General features: G+C 72.3%; 19 protein-coding genes. 6 read left to right on the top strand and 13 right to left on the bottom strand.

All coding sequences use genetic code 11. The features are described from left to right. Nucleotides 1–247 precede the first annotated feature (247 nt). Nucleotides 248–1,090 (top strand): GNAT family N-acetyltransferase, encoded by an 843-nt coding sequence (locus AC0VY3_RS20020; protein WP_103509159.1) that lies wholly within the window; start codon nucleotides 248–250, stop codon nucleotides 1,088–1,090. Then, complete coding sequence (locus AC0VY3_RS20015; protein ID WP_103509160.1) at nucleotides 1,087–1,998, top strand: lysophospholipid acyltransferase family protein; 912 nt, start codon at nucleotides 1,087–1,089, stop codon at nucleotides 1,996–1,998. Before AC0VY3_RS20020 ends, AC0VY3_RS20015 begins: the two co-directional genes overlap by 4 nt. On the opposite strand, the gene egtD is transcribed toward AC0VY3_RS20015, so the two are convergent. From egtD to egtA, 4 genes are read right to left on the bottom strand one after another with little or no spacing between them, the layout of a single operon-like run. Continuing rightward, nucleotides 1,941–2,903 (bottom strand): L-histidine N(alpha)-methyltransferase, encoded by a 963-nt coding sequence (gene egtD / locus AC0VY3_RS20010; protein ID WP_218523818.1) that lies wholly within the window; start codon nucleotides 2,901–2,903, stop codon nucleotides 1,941–1,943. The two genes, AC0VY3_RS20015 and egtD, sit on opposite strands and share 58 nt — an antisense overlap. Beyond that, entirely contained in the window at nucleotides 2,900–3,655 is a 756-nt protein-coding gene (gene egtC / locus AC0VY3_RS20005; RefSeq protein ID WP_103509162.1) for an ergothioneine biosynthesis protein EgtC, read from the bottom strand. Before egtC ends, egtD begins: the two co-directional genes overlap by 4 nt. After that, nucleotides 3,655–5,064: an ergothioneine biosynthesis protein EgtB gene (egtB, locus tag AC0VY3_RS20000; protein ID WP_181010866.1), complete on the bottom strand. Its 1,410-nt coding sequence runs from the start codon at nucleotides 5,062–5,064 to the stop codon at nucleotides 3,655–3,657. Before egtB ends, egtC begins: the two co-directional genes overlap by 1 nt. Beyond that, nucleotides 5,061–6,536 carry an ergothioneine biosynthesis glutamate--cysteine ligase EgtA gene (gene egtA / locus AC0VY3_RS19995; RefSeq protein WP_475550197.1) on the bottom strand — a complete coding sequence of 492 codons (1,476 nt, stop codon included), beginning with the start codon at nucleotides 6,534–6,536 and terminating at the stop codon, nucleotides 5,061–5,063. Before egtA ends, egtB begins: the two co-directional genes overlap by 4 nt. A 145-nt stretch (nucleotides 6,537–6,681) precedes the next feature. Here egtA and AC0VY3_RS19990 point away from each other — a divergent pair, with 145 nt between their 5' ends. After that, nucleotides 6,682–7,503, top strand: coding sequence for a TIGR02452 family protein (locus tag AC0VY3_RS19990; RefSeq protein ID WP_475550196.1), 822 nt, complete (start codon nucleotides 6,682–6,684; stop codon nucleotides 7,501–7,503). A gap of 35 nt (nucleotides 7,504–7,538) precedes the next feature. On the opposite strand, the gene AC0VY3_RS19985 is transcribed toward AC0VY3_RS19990, so the two are convergent. After that, complete coding sequence (locus AC0VY3_RS19985) at nucleotides 7,539–8,006, bottom strand: type II toxin-antitoxin system PemK/MazF family toxin (RefSeq protein ID WP_103509164.1); 468 nt, start codon at nucleotides 8,004–8,006, stop codon at nucleotides 7,539–7,541. Nucleotides 8,007–8,151: 145 nt separating this feature from the next. On the opposite strand from AC0VY3_RS19985, the gene AC0VY3_RS19980 reads away from it, so the two are divergent. Together AC0VY3_RS19980 and AC0VY3_RS19975 are read left to right on the top strand one after the other, a co-directional pair. Continuing rightward, nucleotides 8,152–9,174, top strand: coding sequence for a LacI family DNA-binding transcriptional regulator (locus AC0VY3_RS19980; RefSeq protein ID WP_103509165.1), 1,023 nt, complete (start codon nucleotides 8,152–8,154; stop codon nucleotides 9,172–9,174). A 55-nt stretch (nucleotides 9,175–9,229) separates the two neighbouring features. Further along, nucleotides 9,230–9,502: a hypothetical protein gene (locus tag AC0VY3_RS19975; protein WP_103509166.1), complete on the top strand. Its 273-nt coding sequence runs from the start codon at nucleotides 9,230–9,232 to the stop codon at nucleotides 9,500–9,502. Nucleotides 9,503–9,620: 118 nt separating this feature from the next. Here AC0VY3_RS19975 and trxA read toward each other — a convergent pair whose 3' ends face one another. Next, the gene (gene trxA / locus AC0VY3_RS19970; protein WP_475550195.1) at nucleotides 9,621–10,019 is read right to left on the bottom strand and encodes a thioredoxin; all 399 of its coding nucleotides are present in this window, start codon (nucleotides 10,017–10,019) and stop codon (nucleotides 9,621–9,623) included. Nucleotides 10,020–10,164: 145 nt separating this feature from the next. On the opposite strand from trxA, the gene AC0VY3_RS19965 reads away from it, so the two are divergent. Next, nucleotides 10,165–11,619, top strand: a complete 1,455-nt coding sequence (locus AC0VY3_RS19965; protein WP_103509168.1) for a dihydrolipoyl dehydrogenase family protein — start codon at nucleotides 10,165–10,167, stop codon at nucleotides 11,617–11,619. Between the two features lie 108 nt (nucleotides 11,620–11,727). Here AC0VY3_RS19965 and AC0VY3_RS19960 read toward each other — a convergent pair whose 3' ends face one another. The 7 genes from AC0VY3_RS19960 to AC0VY3_RS19930 all read right to left on the bottom strand — a co-directional run bounded on the left by AC0VY3_RS19960 (nucleotide 11,728) and on the right by AC0VY3_RS19930 (nucleotide 17,435). Continuing rightward, complete coding sequence (locus tag AC0VY3_RS19960; RefSeq protein WP_103509169.1) at nucleotides 11,728–12,465, bottom strand: GNAT family N-acetyltransferase; 738 nt, start codon at nucleotides 12,463–12,465, stop codon at nucleotides 11,728–11,730. Between the two features lie 103 nt (nucleotides 12,466–12,568). After that, nucleotides 12,569–13,240 (bottom strand): phytanoyl-CoA dioxygenase family protein, encoded by a 672-nt coding sequence (locus AC0VY3_RS19955; RefSeq protein WP_103509170.1) that lies wholly within the window; start codon nucleotides 13,238–13,240, stop codon nucleotides 12,569–12,571. 1 nt (nucleotide 13,241) lies between these two features. Beyond that, nucleotides 13,242–13,910 (bottom strand): phytanoyl-CoA dioxygenase family protein, encoded by a 669-nt coding sequence (locus AC0VY3_RS19950; RefSeq protein ID WP_103509171.1) that lies wholly within the window; start codon nucleotides 13,908–13,910, stop codon nucleotides 13,242–13,244. Then, nucleotides 13,907–14,662, bottom strand: coding sequence for an aldo/keto reductase (locus tag AC0VY3_RS19945; RefSeq protein ID WP_475550194.1), 756 nt, complete (start codon nucleotides 14,660–14,662; stop codon nucleotides 13,907–13,909). Before AC0VY3_RS19945 ends, AC0VY3_RS19950 begins: the two co-directional genes overlap by 4 nt. Nucleotides 14,663–14,669: 7 nt before the next feature. After that, nucleotides 14,670–15,578 (bottom strand): radical SAM protein, encoded by a 909-nt coding sequence (locus tag AC0VY3_RS19940; protein WP_181010868.1) that lies wholly within the window; start codon nucleotides 15,576–15,578, stop codon nucleotides 14,670–14,672. A gap of 79 nt (nucleotides 15,579–15,657) precedes the next feature. Further along, nucleotides 15,658–16,866, bottom strand: coding sequence for a radical SAM protein (locus AC0VY3_RS19935; RefSeq protein ID WP_475551707.1), 1,209 nt, complete (start codon nucleotides 16,864–16,866; stop codon nucleotides 15,658–15,660). 185 nt (nucleotides 16,867–17,051) lie between these two features. Then, nucleotides 17,052–17,435: a hypothetical protein gene (locus AC0VY3_RS19930; RefSeq protein WP_103509174.1), complete on the bottom strand. Its 384-nt coding sequence runs from the start codon at nucleotides 17,433–17,435 to the stop codon at nucleotides 17,052–17,054. Nucleotides 17,436–17,486 lie beyond the last annotated feature (51 nt).

Here is a 17,486-nt window from a genome sequence, read left to right as displayed (position 1 = left end):
GTCGCCAATGCTCCGCAGTGACTCCCTCCTCCGCCCTGCAGCTGCACGCACCGGTCCCCGCCCCCTGATCCGGCCTGATCCAAACGAAAGGCCCCGGGCGGCCCTGGGGATTCAGCCGTCGCACATCCCCGCTCCCCACAGCGGTCACGTCGAATCCAGCCGGCGACGGAAGAAGTAAGGGGCCGGGCCGTCGCACTCCCGCGACGCCCCGGCAGCGACCCTGCCGCTTCCGTCCCCGGAGACCGCCATGACCGTGCTGCCCGTCGCCCCGCTCCCCACCTCCGCCCCCGCCGCATCCGTTCCGGCCCCCGCCGCCCCCGCCCGCTCCACGGCCCCCGGCCCGGTCGCCGCCCCGGAACCGGCATACCGGGTCTCGCTCGCGACCTGCCAGGAAGACATACGCGCGGCCCAGCGCCTGCGCCACCTGGTGTTCGCCGGGGAGCTCGGAGCCCGCCTGGAAGGGCCCGAACCCGGCCTGGACAGCGACGCGTTCGACGCGTACTGCGACCACCTGCTGGTCCGCGAGACCGCCACCGGGGAGGTCGTCGCCACCTACCGGCTGCTGCCGCCGGACCGGGCCAGGGCCGCCGGACGCCTCTACGCGGAGAGCGAGTTCGACCTCACCCGGCTCGCCCCGATCCGCGACGACCTCGTCGAGGTCGGCCGCTCCTGCGTCCACCCCGCCCACCGCGACGGCGCGGTCATCGCCCTCGTCTGGGCCGGGCTCGCCCGCTACATGGAGAGCACCGGCCACACCTGGATCGCGGGCTGCTGCTCCCTCCCGCTGGCCGACGGTGGCGCACAGGCCGCCCGCAGCTGGAACACCGTACGCGCGGGACACCTCGCGCCCCAGGAGTACTGGGTCACCCCGCACCGCCTCTGGGACTCCTCCGCGCACGGCCCGGAAGCCGGCTCCCGGGCGGACCTCCCGCCCCTGCTGCGCGGCTACCTCCGGCTCGGCGCCCAGATCTGCGGGGCCCCCGCGTACGACCCCGACTTCAACGTCGCCGACCTGTACGTCCTGCTCTCGCTGCGCCGCACGGACCCGCGCTACCTGCGCCACTTCCTCTCCCTGGCCCCGCTGGCATGAGCACCTGGCTGCCCGTCGCCCCGTGCACCCCGGACGGCTGCGCCCGGCACGCCGGAGCCGTACGCGCCCCGCTGCCCGCCGCGCTCCTGCTGCTGGCCGGCTGCACCCTGGTCCTGCTGGGGGTGGTCTGCGTGCCGCTGGTCCGGCTGCTCGGGGCCGCCCGCCGGGAACGGCTGGTACGGCGCTGGGCGCGAGCGGTTCTTCGGGCCTTCGGCGTACGCGTCACGGTCCGGCGGCACGCGCCGGAACCCTTCGTCGGCGGCGAGCTCGTCGTCGCCAACCACATCTCCTGGCTCGACATCCCGCTGGTCGCCTCCGTGCTGCCCGGCCGGATGCTCGCCAAGCGCGAGATCCGGCACTGGCCGCTGCTCGGCCCGCTCGCCGCGCTCGGCGGCACCCTGTTCATCGACCGTGAGCGGCTGCGCGCCCTGCCCGCCGCCGTACGGACCGTCACGACGGCCCTGCGCGCCGGCTCCCGGGTCGTGGTCTTCCCCGAGGGCAGCACCTGGTGCGGGCGGGGCGGCGGCGCGTTCCGGCCCGCCGTGTTCCAGGCGGCGATCGACGCCGGCGCGACGGTCCGGCCGGTCCGCATCGCCTACCGCACCACCCACCCTGCCGCCGGAGTTCCGGAGCCGGCCGCCGACGCGCCGGGGCAGGCCGCCGGAGCCGTGGCGTTCGTCGGGGACGATCCGCTCGCCGCCTCGCTCTGGCGCGTGGTGCGGGCGGCCGGGCTCACCGCCCGGGTCGACGTCCTCGCGCCGGTCCCCGTACACGGCGAGGACGGCCGCCGCGCCCTGGCGCGCAGGGCGCGAGCGGCCGTCCTCGGACCCGCGGATCCGCTCCGGCCCCGTCAGACCGCCGTGGCCAGCGACAGGGCGAACCGTCCCGCGGAGTCCGTCCACCACTGAGCCAGCCGCATACCGGCGGCGGCCAGCTCCTCGCGGACGTCCTCCTGGCGGAACTTCGCCGACACCTCCGTACGCAGCTCCTCACCGGCCTCGAACGGCACCACGAGGTCCAGCTCCCGGATCTTGACGCTCAGCGCCCGACGGGCCCGCAGCCGCATCTCGATCCACCGTTCCGCCGGATTCCACACCGCGCGGTGCTCGAACTCGGCGAGCGGGAAATCGGCTCCCAGCTCACGGTTGACGACGTTCAGGACGTTCTTGTTGAAGGCCGCCGTCACCCCGGCCGCGTCGTCGTACGCGGCCACCAGCGTCTCCTCCTCCTTCACCAGATCCGTGCCCAGCAACAGCGCGTCCCCGGGCGAGAGCAGCGAGCGCACCGACCGCAGGAACGCCGCCCGCTCCTCCGGCAGCAGATTGCCGATCGTGCCGCCCAGGAACACCACGAGCCGCGGCCCCGGTGTCCCCGGCAGCGCCAGTCCGCCGGTGAAGTCGGCGATCAGCGCGTGGACCGAGAGCTCGGGGCGCTCGGCGAGCAGCGACTCGGCCGCCCCGGTCAGCGCGCTCTCGCTCACGTCCACCGGGACGTAACTGTGCAACTCCGGCAGGGCGTCCAGCAGATGGCGGGTCTTCTCGGACGATCCCGAGCCCAGCTCGATCACGGTCCGGGCACCCGACGCCGCCGCGATCTCCTCGGCACGCGCCTCCAGGATCTCCCGCTCCGCGCGGGTCGGGTAGTACTCCGGCAGCCGGGTGATCTCCTCGAACAGCTCGCTGCCGCGGGCGTCGTAGAACCACTTCGGCGGCAGCGTCTTGGGGTGCCGGGTCAGGCCGTTGAGGACGTCGGCGCGCAGCGCCGCGTCCGTCGCGTCGACCGGCAGGGTGCGGGTCAGCAGGAAGGGACTCACGCGGTGGGCTCCTTGAGCGGGGTGAGCAGGACGTCCGAGGCGGTCGCGACCAGCAGGGTGCGGTCGGGGACCTCGCGCCAGAGCGGGTCGTCGTCGTAGGGCTCCGAGGCGACCGCGGTGCGGCGGCCCGGAGTGGTGAGGTACCAGAGGGTGTCACCCCAGGCGGTCGCCGTGATCGTCTCCCCGTCGGTGAGGAGCAGATTCAGCCGGGAGCCGGGCGCGGCGGCCGCGACCTCGCGGACGGTCTCCGCGACGGCGCGCGGCACATCGTCCCCGGCGTCGGTCCGGTGCCGGATCAGCGCCCAGACGAGCGCCGAGTCGTTACGGGCGGCCAGCGACAGGAGCTTTTCGGCGGGCAGGGCGGCGGCGAGCGGGCCGAGCGATCCGGGCCAGTCCTTCACCGCCCCGTTGTGGCTGAACAGCAGCCGCCCGGCGGCGTACGGCGCGGCCGCGGCCTCCCCGTCCGCACCCGCCTCGGTGGCGTCCCGTACGGCGGCGAGCAGCGCGGTGCTGCGGACCACCCGGGCCAGATCGGCGAAGGTCTCGTCGCCCCAGACGGGGCCCTGACGGCGGTAGCGCCCGGGCAGCGGGTCGCCGTCCGCGTACCAACCGACGCCGAAGCCGTCCGCGTTGACCGTGCCGTAGCGCTGACGGCGCGGTTCCCAGGACTGCCGCACCAAGGAGTGCGAGGGCCGCAGCAGAAGCTCGCCGAGTGCCACCGGCTGGCCCACATAGGCGATATGACGGCACATCAGGCATCCCTCGCAGTCCGGAAGCCGGAGAAGATCTGCCGCCGCACCGGAAGGTCCCAGTTGCGGAACGTGCCCCGGCAGGCGACCTGGTCCACGGCGAAGGAGCCGCCGCGCAGCACTTTGTGCCCGGGCCCGAAGAAGACTTCCGAGTACTCGCGGTAGGGAAACGCCACGAACCCCGGATAGGGCAGGAAGTCGCTGGCGGTCCACTCCCACACATCGCCGATCAACTGCCCAGCCCCGGAAGGCGAACGCCCCTGCGGATACGCCCCGGCCCGCGCCGGACGCAGATGACGCTGGCCCAGATTGGCCCGCTCCGGCGTCGGATCCCCGTCGCCCCACGGATAGCGCCGGGAGCGGCCGGAGACCGGATCGTGCCGGGCGGCCTTCTCCCACTCGCTCTCCGTGGGCAGCCGTCGCCCCGCCCAGCGGGCGTACGCGTCCGCCTCGTACCAGCTGACGTGGAGCACCGGCTCGTCGTCCGGCACCGGCTCGGTCACCCCGAACCGCCTGCGCAGCCACTGGCCCGCGTCCCGGCGCCAGAACAGCGGTGCCTCCAGATGGTGTTCCCGGATCATGGCCCAGCCCTCGGGCGCCCACCAGCGGGCGTCCCCGTACCCACCGTCCTCGATGAAGCGGCGGTACGCGCCACAGGTGACCGGCGAGCTGTCCAGGTGGAACGCCGCCACCTCGCGCCGGTGCGCGGGACGCTCGTTGTCCAGAGCCCACGGCTCGGCGGAGGTCCCCATCGTGAACGGGCCCCCGGGGATCAGGACTTCGTCCGGAAGCGTCCCGGCGTCGCTGGGCGCGGGCGGGGCGGGAGCGGTGAGCGCCGCCGGACCCGACCTCAGCTGATGGGTGATCAGCATCGTCTCGTCGTGCTGCTGTTCGTGCTGGGCGATCATGCCGAAGGCGAACCCGGCCCGCTCCAGCGGGCGTCCGCCCTCGTGCAGCGGCGCGCTCTCCAGCAGGTCCAGCGCCCGCCCCCGTACGTCGGAGGCGTACGTCCGCGCCTCGGCGGGAGCCAGCAGCGGCAGGGTGGGGCGCGAGGCGCGCGAGTGCTCGAAGGCGTTGTACAGCCCGTCGATCTCCGGCCGCAGCGCCTCCCGGCCACCGACCGCGCGCAGCAGCCACTGCTCCTCCTGGTTGCCGATGTGCGCCAGGTCCCAGACCAGCGGAGACATCAACGGGGAGTGCTGGGCGGTCAGTTCACCGTCGTCGACACTGCCGGTGAGCAGCGCGGTGCGGTCGCGCGCGGCCAGCAGCGCGTCGAGTGCACGTCGCCGCAGGGCCTCGGGGTCGATGCCGGGCGTGACGGGGAATCCGGTGGCGGCGGGGCCGGAGGCCCGCGCCGGATCGAAAGCGTCGGAAAGCTCGCGGCGCTCGGCGTCTTCACGGTGCTCGGTCATGCGGAGGCCGCCTTTCCGGGATGCGGCGGGAATGCCGGCCGGCCGGGGAGCAGGCCCTCGTGGGCGCCTGCGGTCCGCTCGGGCGGACCGGCCGCCGCGCCAGGGGTGGCCGTCGGGTCCGCGTCGGTCGGCACGTCGGGGGTGGCCGCCGGGTCCGTACCGGTCAGCAGGCCCCGGTCGGTCAGCAGACCGAGATCGGTGAGCGCGTCCGGATCGGGCAGGTCGTCGGCCGGAGATCGGCCCCGGGCGACATAACGGTCGGTGAAGGCGGCCACGGTGTCGCGCACCGCCTGGCTCGCGCCCATCCGCTCCAGCGCCGGAAGCGCTGCCCCGAAGCAGACGGTGGCCGCGGCCCGCAGCTCCGGATCGGCCAGGCCCTCACGGGCGGCCGCCGTCCACAGCGGATTGCGCGGGGCGGCCGGTGCGCCCGCCGTCTCGGCCAGCGGTTTCACGGTGCGGTACACGGTCTCGGCGGCCTCCGGATCGTCGAACAGGGCCGTGGCGACGGCGAGCGGCACCAGCCACCCGTCGGGCCCGCTCTGCGCGTCGATCATGCGCAGCTCCAGATGGCCACGCGGCCGTACGGGCGGGAACAGCGTGGTGAGGTGGTAGTCGAGATCCGCCTGCACCGGAGGGCGGGGCGAACCGGTGCGGATCCACTCGCGGAAGGTGAGCCCCACCGGCACGTCCCAGGGCCCGTCCTCGCGCCGGATGCACAGCACGGACGTGTCCAGCACATGCGCGGCCCAGGCCTCGCGCGGGGCGCGCCCGGAGCCCGGCGCGAGGGTCCGGCCCGGGTCGAGGTCGGCCCACAGCGACTGCCGGGTGGAACGCCAGCCGGTCCGGCGGCCCCGCTGGAACGGCGAGTTCGCGAACGCCGCCACCAGCACCGCGCCCAGCAGATGCGCGAGCTGCCAGCGCCGTCCGTAGCCGAGCGGCCCTGGCTCCTCCTCGCCCGCGTCCAGGCACACCTGGACCGACGCGGAGGTGCACATCATCGCTCGCCCGGCCGGCCCCGCGCGGTCCAGCGCGGCCTCCATCGCGTCGTAACGGGGCTCCCGCAGCCGACGGCGCGGCGACTGCCACGGGTCGACGCCGAGCCCGACCGGCGCCAGCCCGGCCGCGCCGAGCGAGGCACGGACCGCCGCCAGATCGGCCGCGGTCGTCTCGACGCACTCCGTCAACGAGCCGGCCGGCTGTGAACTGAGCTCCAGCTGGCCACCCGGCTCGAACGTCAGCGCGGCGCTCAGCGGCAGCGCGCGGACCGCCTCCACGGCGCTGTCGAGGCGCTCCTGACCGACCGGAAGGTGCGGATGTTCCCGGTCCTGGATGAGCCATTCGAGTTCCACCCCGACCGTTCGGGGAGGACCCGTCTTGAAACATATGCCGTGCAGTAGATCCTCTGCCCCGCTCTCGTCGAGGGGGGCGGCGTCCGGGCGCGAGCCGGTCGCGCCGGGAATGTCCAAGCCCATGAGGGCCTCCTTCACAGCTGCGTACCTACCAGCCAAACCCGTACCCGGAGATCGCACAAGAGTGCCCCCGGGCCAAGAAAATCCGGTTGCGCCCAGGCCGCGGTCCCCGTCAGCATGCCCGTATGCACCACACGGGGGAGCGCCGGTGAGCGCGCGGCTGCGCGGAATCGCGCGCGATACGGAAGCGGTCGTCGAGGCCGGGCGATATCGCAACGCGGCAGGTCAGGACGTGTCCATCGAACGGGCCGTGACCGCCGCGCTGTCCGGCACCAGGCTCCACGGACCGGACCCGGTGCCCGTCGCCGCGCTCGACACCGACCGCACGCCGCACGTCGAGGTCACCGGCGAGAGCAGCCTCGCCGCGGCCCGCCGGATGACCGGAGAGGCCTCCGGCCGGGTCGCCGTCCTCAGCTACGCCTCGGCCCGCAACCCAGGCGGCGGCTACCTCAACGGGGCGCAGGCCCAGGAGGAGGCGCTGTGCCGTGGATCGGCCCTTCACGCGACCCTGCTGCGGGCCCCGGAGTACTACGCGCACCACCGCGCCGAACGCGGCGCCTTCTACACCGACCGGGTGATCCACTCGCCCGGCGTGCCGGTCTTCCGCGACGACCGGGGCCGCTTCCTGGACGCCCCGTACACCGCCGGATTCCTCACCTCGCCCGCGCCCAACGCCGGGGTGATCCAGCGGCAGACCCCCGAGGAGGCCCACCGCATCCCGGCCGCCCTGGCCTCCCGGGCCGAACGGGTGCTGGAGGTCGCGGCCGTACGCGGCTACCGCAGGCTCGTCCTCGGGGCGTGGGGCTGCGGGGTCTTCCGGAACGACCCGGCACAGGTGGCGGAGGCGTTCCGGGCGCTGCTCGGCGCGGGCGGCCGGTTCGGCGGCCACTTCGAGCAGATCGTGTTCGGCATCCTGGACCGCGACCCCGACTCCGCCGTCCGGGCCGCCTTCGCCCGGACCTTCAGCTGACCTGATGCCGGCCGCCGCGATCGCAGCGGGTCCGCTCAGCTCCAGCCGTACCGCTCGCGCAGCCGCCCGGTGACCCGGTCGAAACGCTCCCGGTCCAGGGCGCACGCCTCCCGGCGCATCCCGTCCTCGTGGACCCGCAGCACCCGGTCCAGATCGACCCAGGACGGCCGCCCCGAGCTGTCCCACGGGCCCGCGCCCAGCGCCACCCACTCGTGGTCCCGGTCGTGCTGCTTGCTGGAGAGCTGGACGGCGAGCAGCGTGCCCGCCTCCTCACGGGCCACGACGAGCACCGGCCGGTCCTTCCCCCGCCCGTCGTTCTCCTCGAAGGGCACCCAGGTCCAGACGATCTCGCCGGGGTCGGGATCACCGTCGCGATCGGGGGCGTACGAGGTGCGCACGGACCCCACATCATCGGGATCGGCCTGCACGGTGGCGGTCGGCCCGCTGCTGCCGGGCACGTCAAAGGGGTTGTCGGATCGGTACGCGCTGTCGTGGAACGTCATCGCAACACCGTAGAACCTCCGCCGCCCGATGCCGGGAGGGGGGCGTCGGACCGGGGCCGCGGAGCGGCGTTCCGGCCACCGTGACCGGTGCTGCGGGCCCCGGGCCGAAACCCGCTACCACGGGTCTGGAAGACTGCCCGACGCCATGAGCCAGTTACCCAAGCAGCCCGCCGAAGTCTCCGTTCCGACCAGCGCGGATGTCGCGCGCCTCGCCGGAGTGTCCCGGGCCACCGTGTCGTACGTACTGAACAACAACGCCACCGTCCGGATCAGCGAACCCACCCGACGCCGGGTCAGGGAGGCCGCCCTCCAACTCGGTTACGTTCCGCACGCGGCTGCCCGCAGTCTGCGCGCCGGACACAGCCGCATGGTCCTGTTGCCCTCCGGACACATACCGGCGGGACCGCTGCACCAGTACTTCTTCGAGGAACTCCAGTCGGGGCTGCGCCGCCTGGACTACACCGTCGTCCAGTACGGCAGCGTCGGGCTCACCGCCGACGAGGCGGCCACGGCCTGGGCCGAACTGCGGCCCGTGGCCGTCGTCGTACCGCCCGGCATCGCCCTCACCCCGCACGGCACCGGCATACTGACCCGCTCCGGCGCCAAGGCGGTGATCACCCTGGGCCCCGCCCCGGTGGCCGGAGCGCACGGCCTGGTGATGGACCAACGCCAGGTCGGAGCCAGCGCGGTGGAACATCTGGTGGCCCGGGGCCGTCGCCACATCGGGGTCGTCATGCCCCAGGAACCGGGCCGGTCGCCCTTCTCCGAACCCCGCCTCACCGGGGCACGACGCGCCGCCGAACCGGTGGGGGCCCGGGTCTGCCCGCTCCCGCTGCGGTACGAGGAGGAATCCGCGCACCAGCTGGCGGCCCGCTGGCCGGAACTGGGCCTGGACGCGGTGTTCGCGTACAACGACGAGTACGCCATGCTGCTGATGCGGTCCCTCCAGGACGCGGGCGTCGCGGTGCCCGCCGACACGGCGGTGATCGGCGCGGACGACCTGCTGATCGGCAGACTGCTGCGCCCGAGGCTGAGCACCGTACGGATGGAACTGGCGATGCCGCAGCCGCTGGCCGAGACGATCGACCGCATGGTCCAGCACCCGGGCGGGCCGCCGTTCCACCACGACCTGCTCCGCACCAGTGCCGTGCACCGCGAATCCAGCTGACCGCCTCCGGCGCGACGACATGCGCGGCGCCCGGCGGATGTCTAGCGTCGGAGGCATGAGCCATCCGCAGAGTTACGAGCTCCTCCTCATCCCCGACCACAGCAGAACGCGGACCGGGGCCCCCGGCCGGCCGATCCGGTCCGCGGTCGTCGCCGCCACCGGCGAGACGGGGGCCTCGGGCTACCCCCGGTACGCGGGGGAGGGCATGGAGGCGGACATCGACCCGGCGACCCGGACGGTGGAGGCCGTGCTCATCGACGGCGAGGAACTGGACTACGGCATGTCGGTCCGGGTGGCGGGCGCCGAGGGCGAGCGCCCGGCGTCCTGAGGATCACGCGCCGCCGGTCACGGCTGCCGCACACGACTGAGGGGCCCCGCCACGCACACCGCGATGTCCACGGTGCGGGTCAGGGCCCCTCACTCGGTGCCGTGCGCCGGTCGGGCGGCTACTGGGCCTCCGGCTGCCCCTCCCCGGCCTCGGCCGCCCGCTTCTGCTCCTCGACGGACTTGCGGACCTCGTCCATGTCCAGCTTCCGGGCCTGTCCGATGACGTCCTCCAGGGCCGCCTCGGGCAGCGCGCCGGGCTGCGCGAAGACCGCGACGTTGTCGCGGACGATCATCAGGGTCGGGATCGACCGGATCTCGAAGGCGGCCGCCAGCTCCTGCTGCGCCTCGGTGTCGACCTTCGCGAAGACCAGGTCGGGGTGGCGCTCGGAGGCCGCGTCGTAGACCGGCGCGAACTGTCGGCAGGGGCCGCACCAGGAAGCCCAGAAGTCGATCAGGACGAATTGGTTGTCGCTGACGACCTGATCGAAGTTTTCCTTGGTGAGCTCGACGGTGCTCATGCTTGGGGTACCTCTTCCTGTGCCCGTGGGGGTCCTGTCGGGTCCTGTCCGGCACAACGGTGACTGCACTTGCGCTATTCCGCCTGCCCATGTGGCCGGGGCGCACACCCGCGACGACACTGTTTCCATGACTGATGCAGCTTCCATGACTGATGCAGCGAAGATCCCCGAGGGCTCCGAGCCCTCGCCCTACGACGTGGTGGTCATCGGCGCGGGGCCGGTGGGCGAGAACGTGGCCGACCGGGCCCGCGCCGCCGGGCTCACCACCGCGGTGGTGGAGTCCGAGCTGGTCGGCGGCGAGTGCTCCTACTGGGCCTGCATGCCGAGCAAGGCGCTGCTGCGCCCCGTCGTCGCCCGCGCCGACGCCCGCCGGGTGCCGGGTCTGCGCGACGCCGTCCAGGGCCCGCTCGACGTCGCTGCCGTCCTCGCCCACCGGGACGAGGAGACGAGCCACTGGAAGGACGACGGCCAGGTGGCCTGGCTGGAGAGCGTCGGAGCGGACGTGTACCGGGGTACGGGCCGGCTCACCGGCCCCCGCGAGGTCTCCGTCACCGCCCCCGACGGCACGGAGCACCGGCTCACCGCCCGGCACGCGGTCGCGGTCTGCACCGGCACCAGGGCCGTCGTCCCCGCGCTCCCCGGCATCGAGGAGGTCCGCCCCTGGACCAGCCGGGACGCCACCAGCGCCAAGGAGGCGCCCGGCCGGCTCGTGGTCGTCGGCGGGGGAGTCGTGGGCGTGGAGATGGCGACCGTCTGGCAGGCGCTGGGCTCCGAGGTGACCCTGCTGATCCGCGGCAAGGGCCTGCTCCCGAAGATGGAGCCCTTCGCGGGCGAGCTGATCGCCGACGCACTGACGGAGGCCGGGGCCCGGATCCGTACCGGCGTCTCGGTCACCGCGGTGCGGCGGCCCGCGCCGGACGGCCCGGTCACCGTCGAGCTGGACGACGGCGGGAGCATCAAGGCCGACGAGATCCTCTTCGCCACCGGCCGGTCCCCGCGCACGGACGACCTGGGACTGGAGACGATCGGGCTGGAACCCGGCTCCTGGCTCACCGTGGACGACAGCTGCCGGGTCGAGGGCACGGACTGGCTGTACGCGGTCGGGGACGTCAACCACCGCGCCCTGCTGACCCATCAGGGCAAGTACCAGGCCCGCATCGCCGGCGCGGCGATCGCCGCCCGCGCCGAGCAGGCCGCCCCGGACACAGACCCCTGGGGCGCCCACGCGGCCACCGCCGACCACGCGGCCGTCCCTCAGGTCGTCTTCACCGACCCGGAGGCCGCATCGGTCGGTCTCACCCTCGCCGAGGCCGAACGCGCCGGCCACCGGGTCCGCGCCGTCGACTACGACCTCGCCTCGGTCGCCGGCTCCGGCCTCTACGCCGACGGCTACCGGGGCCGCGCCCGGATGATCGTGGATCTGGACCGCGAGATCCTCCTCGGCGTCACCTTCGTCGGCCCGGGCATCGGTGAACTCCTGCACTCGGCGACGGTCGCGGTCGCGGGGGAGGTGCCCATCGCCCGCCTGTGGCACGCGGTGCCGGCGTACCCGACCATCAGCGAGGTGTGGCTGCGGCTGCTGGAGACCTTTCGAGGGTAGGAACCGCCGTTGAGGACACACACCGGGAAGCGCCACGATGGGCCGGGAAACCCGGAGGCTGTCGCAGATTCCAGCTGGTTGGGCATCGCGGGACCGCTCTTGGAGAGGTCAGTTTTCGCAGAGTCGTAGGCTGAGCTGGAAGCCCGTTTCCTGGAAGCCGAGCGTCTGGGCGACCCTCCGGGAAGCCAGGGTGCGGCCACGCCACTGGCACAGGAGGCCCTGTCCCATTGCGTCGGCGACGGCGGCCGACGCTACGTCCAGGGCGAGGCCCCGGCGGCGATGGCGGGGATCGGTGAGGATGCTGAGGTGGGCAGTGCCTTGCGGCCAGAGTTCGTATCCTGCCGCGGCCATGATCCGGCCGTCCTGCCGCAGCACCCTCGCCGAACTCGTGATATCCGCGAGCGCGCTCTCGTCGGCGTCTCCGGGGCCGCACCGGTCCAGAAGGTCCAGGAGCGACGGATCGTCGCCCGGGACCCGCTCGGCGACGGACGGGACCGGGCGGAACCGGGAGGGCGTGAGGAACAGCAGATGCGCCGGCCCCAGCACCTCGTTGAACGGAAGCCGGTCGTGGAGCCGGTCGGGTTCCGCCAACTCCTGGGTTCCGAGGCCATGGAGAGCCGTGGTGGCCCGGTCGGCCATACGGGCAGTGGGCACGGTCACCAGCGCGGCGTCGCCCAGGACGACCACCGCCATCCAGCCCGGCGGACTCAACCGGGAGGCCGGGGAGACGACGACGCTCGTACGGCCGGAGAGGAACGAGGCGTCTGCTCCGGCGAGTCGGGACCAGGCCGCTCGGGCTTGGTCCAGGACCGAGTGAGAGGCCGTCGCAGGGAGGTGGAGGTTCATCGGCTCGAGTTTCTGGTGCACGGTCGGCTGCTGGAGGCAGCCGGCGCTGAGGTGTTCTGGGTACGGTCAGAGGCCACCCATCGGGTGCATGCCTGCCCGGAACTCAGACTACTGTCTTGTCCGCCATCACGAGGCTCATCAACTGCTGCTGCGCCGAAGCGTGTTCCGGCCTGCGGGCGAAGGCTATGGCGATCTGACGGCGGATCGCCCCGCCCAGCGCGGCGTGGCGGGCGCGCGGGTCGAACGCTATGACGTCTCCCGGTTCGACCGGCAGGACATGGGCCGGCAGGTCTTCGGGGGCGAGGTCGGCGGTGGGGTAGGCGGCGGGGGCGCGATGGCTTCCCGGCAGCAGGCGCAGCGCGCCGTTGGAGCCGTCGAGCGGCGCGTCGTACAGGACGAACTTCACCAGACGCGCTGGTGACCCCTCCACTGTTCGGGAGGCGTCGTCCGTTCCCTCCATGTCGGAGTGCCAGTAGGTGTCGCCGTGGATCTCGCTCGCGTCGCCGTAGAGGTAGACGCAGGGGCCGCCGAGCAGTTCAGCGGCCAGGGTCTCCAAGCAGACGTCGGCGCATCCCCTGGACAGGGCGGCGGAGCGGCCCAGAAAACCCGGTACGGCCCTGCGCTCCCGGGAGCCGCGGACATTGCTGCCGGATGCGAGTGCCGCCTCCACATCGGCGAAGGCGTCGTCGGTACATCCGGCGAGAAGTCCCCGGAAGACCTCGAAGCCGAAGAGGTCGAACCTCCGTCGCCGCGGTGAGTGCTGCTCGGCGGTCATGTCAGGTGAACCTCACTGTTCCGCTCACGAACCGGTTGAGGACGTACTGCGAGGCGGCCGTCCGTTCGGAGGTCGTGACCGGCTGTCGGGCGAAGTTCCACGCCCACTGCCGACGCCGGCCGCCGTTCCAGGCGGAGTGCAGGACGTTGGTGTTGAAGACGATGACATCGCCGGGGTCGGTGGGGAGCACGGTGGCGGGGACCTCGTCGCCGCGCAGCCCGAGCGCTTGGTCGTGCCGCATCAACTGCCGTACCGGCTCGCCCTGCCACCCTCCCTCGACCCGGTGCGAGCCGGGGATGACCCGCAGAGCCCCGGTGTCGGCGTCCGTCGGTTCCCCGTAGACGACGGCGCGCAGATACAGTCCCTCCGCGTAGAAGCCGTCGGAGTGCCAGTACGAGTCGCCGACCAGGACGTTGACGTCGCTGGTGACCATGGAGGCGGCGCCCGTGCGGGACAGGAGGTCGTCCAGCGCGGGGACGCGTCCGGCGATGGCCATGCCGGGAGCATGCTCGACCGCGTGGAAGTGCGTGCGGCGCTCCGTGGCGGGCGCTTCCTCCTCGGGCAGCAGTGCTGCGAACGCCTCTTCGAGATCCGGTAGCAGGGGGAGTCCGGCGCCGGGCAGCACGCAGAAGCCGAAGCGCTCCAGCAGGAGGTGGGGGGTGGAGGTCACCGGGACGTCTCCGTGCGCAGGTGCTCGACGGCGGGGAGGTAGTCGGCGAACTGCTCCGGAGTCCTGGGTGCGATGACCAGGGCCCAGGGGTCGAACGCGGCCGTGAGCGCGGTCAGGCGCTCGGTCACTGCTTGTGCCCGGCGTTCCGCCGGCAGGGTCCGGATGGAGCGGCCACCGGCGAAGAGGCTCCGCAGCACCAGCCGGTGCCCGGCCTCGCGGAGCCGGAGTGCGAGCTCCGGATGCCGCTCCAGGACGGCCGTCTCGACCATGGTCACCAGCGGCGTGCCGACATCCGCGACCAGCGCGATCTCGGAGGGGTCCAGCACGGAGACGCCCAGGTCCCGGGCCGGCCCCTCCTGCACGAGGAGGCGGTGCATCTCGGGCCAGTCGAACGTCCGGAAGACCTCGACCGGCGGATTGTGGACCAGGACGCAGTCGACCGACGAGCGCCTCAGGCGTCGGCAGGAGTCGGCCAAGGTGGCGGCCATGGTGGGCAGACTGTAGTCGAGTGTGGGCAACGGGGTACGGACGTCCACCCCCACCTTGGTCCACACCGGCAGGTCGTGGCCGAGTTCGCCGAGGTCGCTCTCGGCGAGCGTGCGAGCGTAGATCGGTGCGGTGTCCAGCCCGTCCAGGTTCAGTTTGCGAGCCATCCGCACGACCTCGGCGGCCCGATGAGTGTCGCGGTCGACGACCATCAGGCTGTTGAAGTTGCCCGAGGTCCGCATGGTGCCCAGCACTACGCGTGTCATCTCTTCCTCACTCTCCACAGAGCAGTGCACAGCGGGACCCCACCGCGGAAGGCGACGCGTGGAGTGCTCGCACTCCGTCGGCCACAGCCCTGCGCGACAGCCTGACGTCGACCTCGTTCTCCCTGTCGTACGGACAGCGGCGCAGCGCGCCTCGCGGGGAGAGGTAGAGCCGGTCGCTGGAGCAGGTGCGCTCCAGGGTGCCGGCGAGGCTGCGGTCCAGGGCGGCGAGTGCGTCGGTGAAGCGGTCCGAGAGGCCGAATCGATCCCGGAGCGCCGCCAGGTCGCCCGCATAGCGGCTGCGCACCGCTTCGGGGGTCGCCTTCTTGAGTTGATGGTCTGTCAGCAGCAGGGGGCTCAGCTCGAACTCCACCCCGAAGGCCGCGTCGATGGCGGCCATCGCCTCCAGGTCGGCGTCCTCCAGTTCCCACACGGTGACGTGCAGACTGGCGCGTCCGTGACCGAGAGCGTCGAACACCGCGGCGCTGCCCGTGATGGTCCTTTCGGTGGCCCCGACCCGCTGCGCACCCAGGCTGTCCGCCGAGACCGTGACATGGGAGAGCAGGCCCGCCACGGACGCCAAGGCGTCGAGTCGGCGCCCTTCGCGGGCCGCGGTGACCACGGAGCAGGCGTAGCCGAACTGGACGGCCACCCTGACCAGTTCCCTGAAGTCCGGGTGGTCCGTGGGCTCGCCGCCGGTGAGGCAGACCGAGGTGGCGCCCAGCTCCTTGCAGCGGGACAGGGCGCGGGCGTAGGTAGGAAGGTCCAACGCGGAGCGGCCGACATCGGCGCGCAGGCAGAACTTGCAGCCCAGGTCGCACCGTTCGTCGACGGCGACCAGTAGTCCGGTCACCGGGGGGTGTGACGTCGTCTCCGCCGTGGCGGGATTCCGGTCGCCCCGGACGAGTTGGTCGGTCACCGTGGCGTCCTCCGTTGTTCGTCGGCGGTCATGGTGCGGTGAGGAGAGCTCCGGCCAGTGGCCGGAGCTCTCCCACGTATCACTGAAGTGCCGTGTTGTCCGCGACGGCGAGGGCGAGTCCCTCGTTGAAGAAGCCGCAGAAGTCGTCGGTGGGGATCTGGGTCCGGCGCAGCAGCCGTTCGTTCTGCGAGGGACCGCCGCAGATCGCGAGTGCCGGGCAGGTCTTGCAGCCGTCGAAGGGGTGCAGGTCCTTCGCGGCCCGCCCGAGCAGCGAGTGGTCCTCGCGGATCTGGTCGAGGGTGAAGATGAAACGCGGGTCCCGCCAGTTGAGGTCGAGCAGGCTGATGCGGCCGCCGGGGAGCAGGGCCGCGTTGACGCCGCCGCATCCCTGGAGGTGCTCGAAGACCCGCGGGCGGCGGGAGTCCAGCGCCTGGTAGATGCGGTCGAGGTGGGAGAAGAGCATGCCGCCGCGCGAGAGGGCCCGCATACGCGCCTGGTAGAGGTTGCGCGCGAGGTCCGGACCGTGGGCGATCCAGGTGCCGTGGGCGGGGATCGGCGTGTTCACGTAGAGGAACTTGATGCCCAGCGACAGGATGTAGTCCACGATCTCGGGCAGTTCGTGCACGTTCCACTGCGTCGGGGTGACGTTGGCGCCGACATGGATGCCGGCTTCCAGCATCCGCTGGATATTGCGGTGGATGCGCTCGTCGGCGGGCTTGCCCGACAGGAGCAGCCGTTCGTTGGAGTTGGTCGGGGGCGGACCGTCGATGGAGACCCCGACGCCGTACCGGAATTCCTTGAAGTGAGCTATCAGATCATCGTTGATCTTCGCTCCGTTGGTCACGACCGTCGGCTGGATGCTGCCGACGTCGAATTTCTCGGCGAGTTCGCGGGCGTAATGGTCCCCCGCCATCATCAGGTCCGGCCGGATGGTCGGCTCACCGCCGAACCACTGGTAAGTGACCTCCGGCCGTCCCCGATTCACTTCGAACAGCAGGTCGAGACCGAGGCGCAAGTCCTCCTCGGTCAGGTCCGGCGCTCCCGTATTGGTGTCGACGAAACAGTACGAGCACTTCATATTGCACTTGTCCGTCACCACAATGCGGTATCCGGCGATATGGCTCGGCTGACCGCTGATCCCCAGGTGTGCCAGGTGGTTCACGACATCGCCGGGAAGGTCCACGGCGTCTCCGTTTCCGGGGGTGAACCCGTACTCCGAGAGCGTGTCCGCGATCTGCCCGTCGTCGCCCTCGCGCACCGCGCGGGTCTCCGCGGCGTCGAGGTACACCGTCTCCAACCGGACTGGGTCGAAGATCGCTGCACTCTCGCCGAGGTCGAACAGGAAATACCGATCCCATGCCCGTTCGACCGGCCGAGTCGTCGCCTTGTCCATTCGAAGTTTCCTCACTCGCTCGGTCATGTCGGATTCTTACCGGTGGGGCCCGTGCGGGCCCCACCGTCGGACCGGAGTGCTCAGCCGGCCTGCGTCTCCCCGGCCTCGTCGTCGTACGTCTCGACCGTGAGGCCCTGCTTGTCCATGACCTCCTTGACGATGGAGGTGTACTGGGACTTCAGCTGCTCGGAGTTTTCCGGCGTGGCTCCGTCGGCCAGCACGATGATCCCCGGAAGCGAGGGGTTGGGGGCCATGACGACGATCCCCGGCGGGTCCAGGCTCACGGCCATGACGGCGTTTTCGAGCGGAACCCAGTTGATCTTTTCCTTGACGTCTTCCATGACGTCCTGCTGACGCGTCTGGAAGGCTTCGCGCTCACCGAACCAGACGCCCGACTTGCCACGGGAGCCGACGGCGTCGGCGTACAGCAGATGGTCGTCCTTGCGTTCCCTCGGCGCTGCCATAGAGGTACACCCTTTCCATGGGATCGATTCCGATGCGTCTGCGTTCCACTC

The organism is Streptomyces sp. iso_384, assembly GCF_056172905.1.
The sequence above is the reverse complement of the archived record's forward strand: the minus strand, read 5'-3'. Positions and strand labels throughout refer to the sequence as shown.

Coding starts and splice junctions, on each gene's coding strand:
- AC0VY3_RS19980 (WP_103509165.1), top strand. CDS start 8,152: ATGAGCCAGTTACCCAAGCAGCCCGCCGAAGTCTCCGTTCCGACCAGC.
- egtA (WP_475550197.1), bottom strand. CDS start 6,536: ATGGGCTTGGACATTCCCGGCGCGACCGGCTCGCGCCCGGACGCCGCC.
- trxA (WP_475550195.1), bottom strand. CDS start 10,019: ATGAGCACCGTCGAGCTCACCAAGGAAAACTTCGATCAGGTCGTCAGC.
- AC0VY3_RS19965 (WP_103509168.1), top strand. CDS start 10,165: ATGACTGATGCAGCGAAGATCCCCGAGGGCTCCGAGCCCTCGCCCTAC.
- egtB (WP_181010866.1), bottom strand. CDS start 5,064: ATGACCGAGCACCGTGAAGACGCCGAGCGCCGCGAGCTTTCCGACGCT.
- AC0VY3_RS20015 (WP_103509160.1), top strand. CDS start 1,087: ATGAGCACCTGGCTGCCCGTCGCCCCGTGCACCCCGGACGGCTGCGCC.
- AC0VY3_RS19960 (WP_103509169.1), bottom strand. CDS start 12,465: ATGAACCTCCACCTCCCTGCGACGGCCTCTCACTCGGTCCTGGACCAA.
- AC0VY3_RS19975 (WP_103509166.1), top strand. CDS start 9,230: ATGAGCCATCCGCAGAGTTACGAGCTCCTCCTCATCCCCGACCACAGC.
- AC0VY3_RS19985 (WP_103509164.1), bottom strand. CDS start 8,006: ATGACGTTCCACGACAGCGCGTACCGATCCGACAACCCCTTTGACGTG.
- egtC (WP_103509162.1), bottom strand. CDS start 3,655: ATGTGCCGTCATATCGCCTATGTGGGCCAGCCGGTGGCACTCGGCGAG.
- AC0VY3_RS19945 (WP_475550194.1), bottom strand. CDS start 14,662: ATGACACGCGTAGTGCTGGGCACCATGCGGACCTCGGGCAACTTCAAC.
- AC0VY3_RS19930 (WP_103509174.1), bottom strand. CDS start 17,435: ATGGCAGCGCCGAGGGAACGCAAGGACGACCATCTGCTGTACGCCGAC.
- AC0VY3_RS20020 (WP_103509159.1), top strand. CDS start 248: ATGACCGTGCTGCCCGTCGCCCCGCTCCCCACCTCCGCCCCCGCCGCA.
- AC0VY3_RS19955 (WP_103509170.1), bottom strand. CDS start 13,240: ATGACCGCCGAGCAGCACTCACCGCGGCGACGGAGGTTCGACCTCTTC.